Origin of the sequence: Bordetella genomosp. 4 (assembly GCF_002261185.1) — a bacterium.
Classification (GTDB): domain Bacteria; phylum Pseudomonadota; class Gammaproteobacteria; order Burkholderiales; family Burkholderiaceae_B; genus Bordetella_A.
The window spans coordinates 45,994-58,246 of record NZ_NEVQ01000016.1 but is presented as its reverse complement, the minus strand read 5'-3'; the positions used below and the strand labels follow the sequence as shown (position 1 = coordinate 58,246).

Below are 12,253 nucleotides of genomic sequence, written 5' to 3'. Positions count from 1 at the left end.
GCAGGCGTCCCTCTTACATCCGCAGGCCCAGCGACAACATGAAATTACGCGGATCCCCATAGTAGTTGCTGATGCCTGTCGCATCGACCTTGCGGTAGTACACCTTGTCGAAGACATTGTTGACGTTTAACTGCAGGCGCACATTCTCGTTGAAATCATACGCGGCCATCAGGTTGTAGACGGCATAGCCGCCTTGGCGGGCTTCGATACCTCGGCTGGTCGCGTAGGTGCTGCTTTGCGCCTGCACGCCGCCGCCGATGGTCAGGCCGTGCAAGGCGCCGGGGAAGCGATAGGTGGTGAACAGGCGCAGCAGGTGGCGGGGATCGAGCGTGCGAATGGGTTGCCCGATGTTGGTGTCGGACGCATCACGCACATATTTGGTCTGGGTGTTGGTGTAGCCGGCCATGATGTGCCAGTTTGGCGTGATCTCGCCGGTCAGCTCCAGTTCCCAGCCCTGGCTGCGCGTTTTGCCGCCCGCGACTTTGCAGTAGCCGTTGGGGTAGTTTGGCAGGCAAGGATTGGCGCTGTTGGCATCGTCCATCGCGCGGCCCGTGTTGTTGATGCGGAATACCGACGCGCTGAAATTCAAGCGGCCATCGAGGAATTCGCCTTTTAAGCCGGCCTCGTAGTCTTCGCCGGTGATGGGGTCCAGCAGATTGCCGGTCGAATCGTAGGCATCTTGCGGCACAAAGATTTCGCTGTAGCTGCCGTAGAGACTGAAGTTGTCGTTCAGATCATAGATCAAGCCGACGTAGGGAGTGATCTCGCGATCGATGCTGTAGTTGCTGTCGGAATCACCGGGGACTTTGTAATCCCACCATGTGGCGCGCGCGCCCAGCAGAACAGTCAAGGGATCCGTGACTGAGATACGGCCTACGGCATAGGCGGCTTGTTGTTTGACGATGTTGTTGGTGGCTTCGTAATAGGTGCCCGCGGTTTCATCGGTGGGCTCGGGGTAGCTGCTATAGGGATCCCAGTCGCGGATGTCGACGTTGTTCAGGGGACCGAGATTGAAGTAACCGCTTGAACCGGTGGTACGGGTGTAGTTGCTTTCCAGTCCGACCGTCAGGTGATGTTTGCGGCCGAGCACTGTCAACGGACCATCGGCCACGAGCGCTAGGGCATTTTGATCGCTTGCCGAGTCGGGATAGACCGATGTCGTCACGTTGTATAGATACGGGTTTGTCGTGCTGGCGCGCGTGATGTAACTCTGCTTGAAGCCGCCATCGAAATAGCGGAATCGTGTATTCGCGGCACTGGCTTTGACTTTCCAGTCGTTGTCAAAGCGGTGTTCCAGTTCTAGCGAGGCTTGCTGGTTGTAGCGGTTCCAATGATTCCACGCCGCGCCCAGGTAGGTGTCGCGCGAGAAATGCAGTGAGCTGCCATCGAAATCCCTAGGCAGTCCCCCCCACGCGCCGGTCGCTTTGAGTTCGGTGTGTTGGAAACTCGCGGTGAGGGTGGTGTTGTCCGTCAGATCGGCTTCCAGCACGCCATAGAACACGCGGCGTTTTTCTTCGCGCGCGTCCTGGAAAAAATCTTTGTTGTCTAAGACAGCGACGACACGGCCGCGCAGGGTGCCCGATTCGTTCAGCGGGCTTGAGATGTCGGCCTCGACGCGGTTGCGATCCCATGAACCCGTCATGAGTTTGACGCCCGCCTGGAATTCTGGGGTGGGACGCTTACGGACGAGATTAACGGTGGCCGACGGGTTACCCGATCCGCGCAGAATGCCGGCGGCGCCGCGCAGTACCTCGACGCGATCGAGGACGGCTGTATCGGGTTGGATAAAGGTCGAGCCCGATTGGTAGACGTTCAAACCATCGATCTGCAGAGAGTCGATCTGAAATCCGCGCGAATAATAGGTCACGCGCTCGCTGTCGGTGTAGTCCACCGTGACGCCCGGCGTATTCTGCATGACGTCGTGCAGGTCCGGCATATCGCGATCGTCGATGAACTGACGCGAGATGATGGTGACAGGCTGCGGCGTTTGGCGGATCGATGTTTCGCCTTTGAATACCGAGGTCGTGTGGCCGCCGTAGTTGCCGGAATTTTCGGTCGAGGCGAGGGACGAGGCAGTTACTGTGACGGGGGCCAGCGTGACATCACCGCTGCTGCGAGGCGCAGGCTTTCGTTCAAGCACGTAGGCGCCATTGGCGCTGCGCCGTGCTTGCCAGTTCGAGGCAGCGAGTACCTGCCGCAGGCCTTCGTCCACCGTGTAGCGTCCTTGAACGCCTGGCGAAGTCTCGTTCTGCAGCGCATTGGCGTCGAATGTCAGCGCAATGCCAGCCTCGGACGCAAACTGATTGATGGCGGGCAGCAATGGGCCCGCCGCGACGTGATAAGTCCGCACGGCGACCGATTCGGTTGCTGTGGCAGCGTGGACGGCGAGCGGTGCGACGTTGAATGCCATGGCCGTGCTCAGCATGAGCAAGAGCCGGGCTTTGGGGAATACGCGTGTGGATGAAGACGAGAAAGTTGGCTTCGTGGGCAGGTGTCGGAGCGGCATATTGGACGTTGATCGTCAATGTTCACGGATATCAAGGAGGCCGAATGACGCCGCGATTTCTTGCAAGCTAATTTGTTTCCGGTTGAAACTGCGCCACGGCTTTTTTCACCAGAATGGCGTCACGAAGCTCGAAATGCGGTGGGTGCGAGAGCCTATTCAGACCCGGGGCTCGATCCAGGTGAGATAGCGCGTCAGCCGCCGTACCTGCACGGGATAGCTGTTTTCCAGGGCAGCCAGCGCCAACTCCGGTTTGAATAGCGGAAATATGCCGGAGACCTCTACGTTCGCCAGACTGTCGTCCAGGAACAGATAACCGCGCTGATAAGCCTGGAACCGCTCGACGAATTGCGACAGGCGCATATTGGTAGCGACCAGCGAGCCATTGCGCCAAGGTGCAAAATTGTTCGCACTCAGCGCATCATGCTTCTCTACAGGCCCGCTTTCCAGGCCGCGATCCTCGAATGTCGCGCGATGACCCGCCTGAATGATCATCGGGTTGTCGGGCGCACCCTTCGGCGTAACGCGCACTGCATGCTCGTTGACCCAGACCTTGCTGTGCGTGTCAGTGACGCGGACCATGAACTCGGTACCCAATGCTTCGACCTCGCCATGGCGGGTCTGCACAACAAAGGGCCGCGATCGTGCGGCGTTGTCGGCATGGGTTTTGGTGTAGAGACGGCCGGCGCGCAAGACAATACGACGGACATCGGCAGTGAAATCTACATCTGCCGCACTGTTGGTATCCAGGACGGCCACGGTGCCATCAGTGAGGGGCAGGGGAGCGACCTCGCCGACAGCAGTACGAAAATCAGCCGTCCATCTGGCACGGTGAGCGTCTTCACTCATCCATATCCCCAGCGGCAGTAGCGCCCCGCTTGCAGCAGCCCAACCGAGTAGCCGGCGTCGACCGTGACCGACGTTCTGTAATGTCGGCAGCGCGACATGGCCAGGCACTGCTGCGAACTGTTGCTGCACTGCCTGCACTTTGGACCACGCGTTGCGATTCTCGGGGTGGCGCGCCAACCAGGCCGACCAGGCTGCATGTGCGGCCTCATCTGACTGTGAGGCTTGCAAGCGGGCGAACCAGCGAGCCGCTTCCTTGATGGCGGCGCGTTGTTCGGCAGTGGAGGAGAACGAGACGGTCATGATTGCGCTCAATCCATCAGCAGGCAGCAGCGTTCCATGGCCCGCGTCATATAGTGACTGACGGTCCGCTCCGAGATGCCCAGGCGCTGTGCGATGGCGGGATAGGTGGCGCCCTCGATGACCGATAGCAAAAAGGCTTGCTTTACTTTGGCTCCCAGGCCGTTGAGCATGCGGTCGAGCTGGGTGAGTTGTTCCTGGATCAAGGCTTGGGCTTCGAGCGACGGTTGGTGCTCGACCGGTAATGTCTGCAGAACTTGCAGATAGGCTTGTTCCAACGCACGTCGCCGCCACAGGTCCACGACCAAGCCGCGAGCGATCGTAGTCAAGTAGCTTCGTGGCTCTTGTATGCGGTCAGCCAGGCGCGATTGCATTACGCGCACGAACGTGTCGTGCGCGACGTCGGCCGCATCATGTTGATCGCCCAGTTTGCGACGCAGCCAACTGTTCAACCATGGATGATGGCTTTGATATAGCGTGCCGACGCATTCAGTGGCTGAGGGAGGCGACGATCGTGCAGGGACGGCAGGCAAGGACATCGGGCATGCGCGGTTAAGTTTTGTAATGAGAACGTGTCTTATTAGTGATTATATAGAGGTTCATTGCGCAGGTGCTGACTCTGTGCCCAACCATGCAGCAGCCCTGGCTGCGCCATGTTGCGGGGTAACCAGTGAAGCGAGAGGAAATCGTCGAATATGCACCGTATTGGTGCGCCGGCAGGCCACAAGAAATTGAACGGCGCGTTGCGGCCGGGCCCGGCGTCAGAACTGATAGCTGACGCTCAAGCCTGCGCTCCAGTTGCGGCCCGGGGCGGGTTCAAAATAACGGTCATTGCCATCATTGACGATGACTGAGCCTACGTAATCGCGGTCGAACAGGTTGTCCACGCGCGCATAGGCGTTCCATTCCCACGGGCCTTGGCGCCAGAGATAGCCAGTAGACACGGAGGCGACGAAATAGCCAGGAGCTGTGTCGCTATTGGCGTCGTTTACGTAGATCTTGCTGAGGTATCGGCCCTCGATGCCGGCGCGCCAGCCTTCGTCGGGAGCCCAGGCGAGGGCACCGTATAGCATTTGGCTGGCGATGCCGGGGATTTTGTTGCCGGCGCGAATGTCCGAGTTGTCGACGCTATCGCGGTAACGCGCATTGATCCAGGTATAGGCCAGATCGGCACGCCAGTTCGAGGCGACAGTGCCGCTCCAGCCCAGTTCTGCACCATCGCGGCGAGTCCGTCCAGCATTGCGATACGAGGTCCGTCCATTCAAACTGCCTGCTGAAACGATTTCGTCGCGGGTGTCGATATGAAAGGCGGCGAGAGACAGAATGCCATTGCCGAGCTCGGTCTTTATCCCTGCTTCGTAGTTATTACTTAATGCGGGGCGCAAGCCCAGATTCAGGCCCGATTCGCCATCAGGGCGATAGGATAGTTCGTTGGTGGTCGGCGTTTCGAAGCCGCGGCCATAGGAAACATAGGCCATGGTTTTCGGCGTGAACTGATAACGCAGCGCCGCCATGGGCAGCGCCTTGCGGTAACGCGCCGAGCCGCTGTCGTCACCGTTGGCCGCGTTTACGTAATGGTCGTCGGAGTCAAAGCCGACGGTGCTGTATCGAAGTCCGGCGTCCAGCGTCCAGTCTGGTGCGAATTGCCACGAGGCCTGTAGATACGGATCCAGGCTGTCGACGTCGTTGGTCTCGTTGCGACGCAGTGCGCCTTTGACGCCGAGCTCAGTCGGGTTGCTGGCGCTGCCCAGGAAATTTTCATAGCCTTTGCGCCGTTCGCTCAGCGTGTCATACGACACACCGCCGATCAGGGTAAAGGGTTGGCCTGCCAAGCTCAGATGCGACGTCCAGCGCAGATCAGCGCCAGCGTATTCGCGCCGCAGATCGATGACGCCGCCGGCTTGTTGAGGATTGGCTTGGACGATGGCTGGAATGGATTGATATTGCACGGTGTGGCGTTGGCCGTAATACACCATCGCGCGCAATTCGTTGTCCGCGTCCATTTGCCGTTCGTACACCAGGCCCCCTTGGGTTTGCTGAACGGTTTTGCGAGTGTTGTACAGGTCGGCTTGCGGCGTGGCCTGCCGCGGATCGGATTCGTATTGCTCGCGAGTCAAGCCCAGGGGATCCTGAGCCGTCAGGTCGACACTGTTGGCCACGACCGTCAGACGGCTGTCGTCATCGAGTTGGATACCCAGCTTGGCATTACCCAGGTTCTTGCGTGAGCTGCTGTGATCGCGATAGCCGTCGGTAGTAAAGCGGTTGGCGCTGACCACGTAGTCGAACTGGTCCGTTGCGCCGCTGGCCTTGACGCCATAGTGATATGTGCCGTAGCTGCCAGCGCCGAAGTTGGCTTGGAGAGTGGGAGGCGCTTTACCCGTTTCGGTTTCTACCAGCAGCACACCGCCGGAGGCATTGCCATAGAGCGCGGAAAATGGCCCTCTCAGGACTTCGACGTGATCCGCCGATGCAATATCAATGTTGGATGTCTGACCTTGGCCATCTGGCATGGTGGCCGGAATCCCGTCGACAAAGATCTTTATTCCTCGTACTCCAAAGGTCGAGCGCGCACCAAAACCGCGTATCGAGAGCTGCAGGTCCTGGGCGTAATTCTGCCGGTTCTGGATCTGCAATCCGGGGACGCTGCCCATGCTGTCGGATAGATTGATCTGTAAATTGTCTGCACGTAATTGAACGCCGTCGACAATATTGACCGAGGCGGGCGTGTCCAGCACATTGGTGTCATAGCGGGTGCTGGTCGTGATGACCGGCTCCAGTGTAGGCGTCTGTGCCAACGCGGCCGAAGCGCTGAACCACAGTGTGCTGTGGCAGGCTAATCCAAACCATGAGAATCGTTGGGCTGACGGTGAATGAGGCATGTGTGGATGCGTGATGACACCAGGCACTGCAGCCTAGATATGAGACGGCCGTATGTCCAAAAAAGACGAGCATCCGCAAGAGACGTGCCCGGTATTTTTCTGGATGAACGGAAATCGTGAAGGGTAGAGCCGAACAGCAACTCTACAGCGAGTCAGGCGATACATGAGACTTGCCAAGCGTCAAATTGTGCCTTTGCACCGAACTCATTCATGGGAAAACCATGCAACCCATCTGGTTATTGAGTGTGCGTTAGATAACGCTGGCACATCCAACGTTGCTATTTGCTTCGCTTTGACGCTGTTGCGTTACGGCGTTGCTGTCGGGTGCCGGTCGTTGAGACGTCAGTGGCCGACAGTGTTTCTTCCAGCACGCCGCGCGACACGACCCAACCTGCTTTGTGGTGCCTGCGCAGCATTTCGCGCAAGACCGGTCCCGCACGGTCGCGCAGGGCGTTGAGCATCTCGCCATGTTCGCGCACGGCTTGATGCCAGCGTGCGGGCTGTTGATTGCCGGCGTAGCGATAGCGGCGTATGCGCGCGCATTCCGCGGCGTAGATACGAGAGAGAACGGGGTTACGTGCAGCATCCACCATGTGCTGGTGAATGGTCTGATTGATCTGAAAGTACGACATCAGGTCGCCTGCGTCGTGGGCCGCCACCATTTGCGCGTGCAGCGCCTCTATTTCTGCGACCTCCCTATCTGTGATCAATTCACAGGCGGGCTCGGCGGCCAGAGCTTCGAGCCCGCTCAATACCTCGATCGCGGCTTCGACTTCGAGCAGCGACAGGGCGGTGACTACTGCGCCGCGATTGGGCTCCAGGGTCAACAGTCCTTCGGCCGCCAGGATCTTGAATGCCTCGCGTAGGGGGGTGCGGGAAATCCCCTCGAATTGCTCTGACATGACGCGTTCGGACAGGCGTTGTCCTGGCGGCAGGGCGCCTGACACGATCAGTTTGCGCAGCTGTGCGGCGACCTGGTCGGTGCGCATGCCATCCCGGCTGGAAGGTTTCGCCGGCGCCAGGGTTTCAGTATCTGGTTTCATCTCGTAATCAGCGTTTTTCTGCAAAGTGCATGCAATCAATCAATTTTTGGCCTAATATTCGGCCTGTCATTCAACTGAAATGCCAAGATTACATGCAAAAGTGCATGTAATTTGCGTTTCCTTAGAAGCGCATTGTCGCTTAAGCGTGCTTATTTCACTCCATGGACTATCTGCATCGTTATCACGGCGTCACTCAGCCTATCGAAGTTTGCGTCATCGGAAGCGGCGGCTTCGGACGGAGTTTCCTCGCGCAATCCCGGCGCGTGCCGACGATCAGTGCTCGCGTCGCCGTCGATCTGACCTCGGCCATCGCGGCAGATGCCTGGATTTCGATCGGCGTCGACGCTGCCCAGATCGCGCAGTGTGACACGGCAGAGCAGGCCGTGAAAGCCTGGGAGCAGGGGTTGTTCATCGCAGCGAGCGATGCCGCTGCCGTCGTGGGTTTGCCCTTGCAGGTCATGGTGGAAGCGACGGGTCACCCGGAGGCGGGTGCCCGCCATGCGCGTCTGGCTATCGAGGCGGGCCTGCATGTGGCGCTGGCCTCGAAAGAGGTTGATAGCGTGGTCGGCCCGGAGCTGTCGCGCTTGGCGCGCGCCAAAGGCCGTGTCGTGACTCCGGTCGATGGTGACCAGCCGTCCTTGCTGATCGGCTTGGTGACCTGGGCGCAGGCGATGGGCTTTGAAGTCCTCTCTGCGGGTAAATCCAGCGAATACGACTTCGTTTTCAACGCCGAGGCGAACCGCATGGACAGCAATGGCGTGTCCATCGATGTGCCCGGCTTTGGCGATCACTGGGTGATGCCCGAGGGCAAGGCGGCTGAGTGCGTTCAGGCGCGCGCCGCTATTTGCTCGGCATTGCCGCAGCGGGCTGTGCCTGATTTGTGCGAACTGCAGGTCGTGGCAAACAGCACCGGCCTGGGCGTGGATACTGCAGCCTTCCATGCGCCTATTGCGCGCCCGAGCGAAGTCCCCGATTTGTTTGCCACAGAGGCCGAGGGTGGACTGTTCCAAGCCAACGGCGTAGTTGACGTATTTCACTGCCTGCGCAAACCTGACGAGTTGAGTTTTGCTGGCGGCGTGTTCGTCGTGATTCGCTGCGACGACAAGCCGACCTGGGATCTGCTGTTGGGCAAGGGACACGTCATGAGCCGCGATCAGCAGCGCGCCATGATGTACATTCCCCGACATTTGCTGGGCCTGGAGGCCTTCAGCAGCGTGTTGGATGCAGCCGTTTATGGGTTGTCGAGCGGCGCCCAGGCACCTGAACCGCGCCTGGATCTGGTAGCTCGCAGTACACGTGCGCTGGCTGCCGGCACTGTCTTGACCATGGGTGGCCATCATCACACGATCGACGGCACTACGGCCGAGTTGGTATCCGCGGCTCCCTTGGCCGCGGGCGTGCCCGCACCGTTCTATCTCGTTGGCAATCGTAAGCTCGTGCGCGATGTGGCTGCCGGGCAATTGATCTGCTTTGACGATATTGAGATCGACCCGGCGTCGGAGTTGCTGCTGTTGAGACAGCAGCAGGATGCTGCTTTTTTCCCGGCGGCCTGAGCCGCTGCACGTTTGCAAGCAGTACGACAAGACTTTGTTTTCATTAATAAATCGCTATACAGGAGACAACATGCGTAGCGCATTTCGTTTTGCTTCTTTGGCTGCCGCCTCGATCGGCGCCTTTGCTGTCACCATGCCGGCCATGGCCGCGGATTGGAAACCCACGCGTCCCGTAGAGTTCGTCGTGACGGCGGGGCCTGGTGGCGGTACGGACCAGTTTGCTCGCGTGGTGCAGGCGGTGGTGCAAAAGCACAAGCTGATGCCTGTGCCCATCATCGTCACGAATAAAGGCGGCGGCGCCGGTTCCGAGGCTTTGGTCTATTTGCAGTCGTCTGAAGGTGATCCCACTCGCCTGGTGTTCTCGACCAATCTGGCTTACCTGATGCCGATGATCACCAAGGTGGGTTATCAAATTGAAAACATGACGCCGATCGCCATCATGGCGGCCGACGAGTTCCTGCTGTGGTCGAATGCCGACGGCCCCTATCAGGACGTCAAGAGCCTGTTGGACGCTGCGCGCGCCAAGCCGGGTTCGATCAAGGTGGGCGGTGCACAATCCAAGGACACGGATCACATCCTGACCCGCCAGATCGAAATGGCGACCGACGTCAAGGTCACCTACGTGCCGTTCAAGTCCGGTGGTGAAGTGGCTGCGCAACTCTCGGGTGGCCACGTCGATGCCAACCTCAACAATCCGTCGGAGAACGTGTCGCACTGGCGCGCTGGCAAAGTGCAACCGCTGTGCGTGTTCACCAAAGAGCGCATGACCATTGCTGGCAAGGTGCATGGCGACAAGGGCTTTAGCGATGTGCCGACCTGCCATGAGTCGGGTATTGCGATCGAGACGTTCAATATGCCGCGCACGGTCTGGGCAGCAGGCGGATTGACCCCGGAGCAGGTCAAGTACTACGAGGACGTCATGGCCAAAGTGCGTGAGCAGCCCGAATTCAAGGCATGGATCGAGCGCGGCTTGCAGACTGAGATGTTCCTGACCGGACAGGCATTGAAGGACTACATCGTCGCCGACGGCAACAAAAACAAAGCCCAGTTCGAAAAAGACGGCTGGTTGGTCAAAGACTAAGCCCCGCGGGTGACTCAGCATGAATGGCAAGTCTATATCGATTCAACGCCAAGCCATGGAGGTCACCATGGCTGGCCTGCTGGCTGCGTTTTCCGCAGTGGTCATCTACGGCAGTCTGCAACTGAACTCCGGCTGGAGTAGCACGGGGCCTGAGGCGGGTTATTTCCCGCTGCGGTTGAGCGTGTTGCTATTGATCGTCAGCGTACTGCTGCTGATCCAGGCTGTGCGCAAACCCGTGCAGGAAGTGTTCGTCACGGGCGAGCAGTTGCGCCGCGTCATGTCGCTGTTGATTCCTACGGTGGTGCTGGCGGTTGCCGCACCGTTTCTGGGTTTCTACGTGGCTTCGGCCATCTTTCTGGTCTACATGTGCCGGGCGCATGGCGGTTTTGGCTGGGGGCGTTCGCTGTTGGTCGGTGTAGGCGCCGTGCTCGTGCTGTACGCCGTATTCGAACTGTGGTTCAACGTGCCGCTGGCACGCGGGCCACTGGAAGACTGGATTGATACCTGGCGCATTGCCGCCTAGAGATTTGCCATGCTAGATCAACTGAGCTATCTCGCGTCGGGCTTTGACACTGCGCTGAGTCTGTACCACATTGGGTTAATGGCGGCGGGCGTGCTGCTGGGCATTCTGGTCGGCGTGCTGCCCGGCCTGGGTGCGCCGAACGGCGTGACGCTGCTATTGCCGTTGACGTTCACGATGGAGCCGGTGGCGGCCATCATTCTGTTGTCCTCCATGTACTGGGGCGCGCTGTTTGGCGGGTCGACAACGTCTATTCTCTTTAACATTCCGGGCGAGCCATCGTCGGTGGCGACGACCTTCGACGGCCATCCGATGGCGCGCAAGGGTTTCGCGCCAGAGGCCCTGGCTACCGCGTTCATTGCGGCGGGCTTCGGTGCCATGACAGGGGTGGTTGTCGTCACCCTGATTGCCAACGCCATCGCGGATTTTGCGCTGAAGTTCGGTCCGCCCGAATTCTTTGCCGTGTATCTGTTGACGTTCTGCAGCTACCTGGTGAGTGGCGGTTCTCCGCTGAAAACCCTGGCCTCGTTGTTGATCGGCTTGATTCTGGCAACCGTGGGTATGGACACTGTGTCGGGCGAAATGCGCCTGACCTATGGTTCCAACACGCTGGTCAGCGGCATCTCGTTCCTGGCTGCTGTGGTGGGCTTGTTCGGCATTGGCGAATTGCTGGTCACGATTGAGGAAGGCCTGAAATTCAATGGTCTGCGGGCGCGTATGAGTTGGGGCGTGGTGTGGCAAGCCATCAAGAAAATGCCCAAGCATGGCGTAACGCTCATTCGTTCGACGATCGTGGGATGCTGGATGGGGATCACGCCCGGCGGTCCGACGGCGGCATCGTTCATGTCGTATGGCTTGGCCAAGCGTTTTTCCAAGTATCGCAACAACTTTGGCAAGGGCGAACCGGATGGGGTCGTGGCTCCCGAGGCCGCAGATCACTCGGCGGGTGTGTCGGCGTTGCTGCCCATGTTGGCACTGGGTGTGCCCGGCTCGGCAACCGCTGCAGTGATGATGGGCGGCCTGATGATCTGGGGCCTGCAGCCCGGACCCATGTTGTTTATCGAGCAGCCTGATTTTGTCTGGGGCCTGATTTCGTCGATGTATGTGGCCAATATTGTGGCTGTGGTGTTGGTGTTGGCGACGATTCCGCTGTTTTCGTCGATCCTGCGCGCGCCATTTGCCGTGATAGGGCCGTTGATTATTGTCATCTGCCTGATCGGCGCCTACACGATCAGCGGCAAGATGTCGGATGTGTACATCGCGTTGGTGTTCGGTGTGGTCGGCTATGTCTTTAAAAAGCTGGACTATCCGATTGCACCCTTGATTCTGGCCATGGTGCTGGGCGACAAGACCGAGGACGCTTTCCGTCAGAGTATGCTGCTGGCAGATGGCTCGCTGGGTGTGTTCTTTGAAAATGGTCTGGTCGGCACCATCATGACGGCAGCGCTGCTGTTGTTGGTGTGGGGTTTGGTAGGGCGTCTGTTTACCGGACGCAGCAAGCAACCGATTGCCGAACAGTAGTGCCTTG

Annotated in this window: 9 protein-coding genes; 4 read left to right on the top strand and 5 right to left on the bottom strand. The window is 59.2% G+C overall.

Annotated features, from left to right (window positions below):
- Positions 1-13 precede the first annotated feature (13 nt).
- The 5 genes from CAL20_RS17010 to CAL20_RS16990 form a co-directional block, all read right to left on the bottom strand.
- The gene (locus CAL20_RS17010; RefSeq protein ID WP_254923969.1) at positions 14-2,410 is read right to left on the bottom strand and encodes a TonB-dependent siderophore receptor; all 2,397 of its coding nucleotides are present in this window, start codon (positions 2,408-2,410) and stop codon (positions 14-16) included.
- 252 nt (positions 2,411-2,662) lie between these two features.
- Positions 2,663-3,652, bottom strand: a complete 990-nt coding sequence (locus CAL20_RS17005; protein WP_094820676.1) for a FecR domain-containing protein — start codon at positions 3,650-3,652, stop codon at positions 2,663-2,665.
- Between the two features lie 8 nt (positions 3,653-3,660).
- A complete protein-coding gene (locus CAL20_RS17000) occupies positions 3,661-4,188 on the bottom strand; it encodes a sigma-70 family RNA polymerase sigma factor (protein WP_094838460.1) in 528 nt (175 codons plus the stop codon).
- A gap of 222 nt (positions 4,189-4,410) precedes the next feature.
- A complete protein-coding gene (locus CAL20_RS16995; protein WP_094820678.1) occupies positions 4,411-6,528 on the bottom strand; it encodes a TonB-dependent receptor in 2,118 nt (705 codons plus the stop codon).
- A gap of 278 nt (positions 6,529-6,806) precedes the next feature.
- The gene (locus CAL20_RS16990) at positions 6,807-7,571 is read right to left on the bottom strand and encodes a GntR family transcriptional regulator (RefSeq protein ID WP_217903914.1); all 765 of its coding nucleotides are present in this window, start codon (positions 7,569-7,571) and stop codon (positions 6,807-6,809) included.
- 161 nt (positions 7,572-7,732) lie between these two features.
- Here CAL20_RS16990 and CAL20_RS16985 point away from each other — a divergent pair, with 161 nt between their 5' ends.
- The 4 genes from CAL20_RS16985 (at position 7,733) to CAL20_RS16970 (ending at position 12,246) form a co-directional block, all read left to right on the top strand.
- Positions 7,733-9,124: an NAD(P)H-dependent oxidoreductase gene (locus CAL20_RS16985; protein WP_094820679.1), complete on the top strand. Its 1,392-nt coding sequence runs from the start codon at positions 7,733-7,735 to the stop codon at positions 9,122-9,124.
- A gap of 70 nt (positions 9,125-9,194) precedes the next feature.
- Positions 9,195-10,205, top strand: a complete 1,011-nt coding sequence (locus CAL20_RS16980) for a Bug family tripartite tricarboxylate transporter substrate binding protein (RefSeq protein ID WP_179266692.1) — start codon at positions 9,195-9,197, stop codon at positions 10,203-10,205.
- 19 nt (positions 10,206-10,224) lie between these two features.
- Entirely contained in the window at positions 10,225-10,728 is a 504-nt protein-coding gene (locus CAL20_RS16975) for a tripartite tricarboxylate transporter TctB family protein (RefSeq protein WP_094838458.1), read from the top strand.
- A gap of 9 nt (positions 10,729-10,737) precedes the next feature.
- On the top strand, positions 10,738-12,246 hold the full coding sequence (locus tag CAL20_RS16970; RefSeq protein ID WP_094838457.1) for a tripartite tricarboxylate transporter permease: 1,509 nt from the start codon (positions 10,738-10,740) through the stop codon (positions 12,244-12,246).
- Positions 12,247-12,253 lie beyond the last annotated feature (7 nt).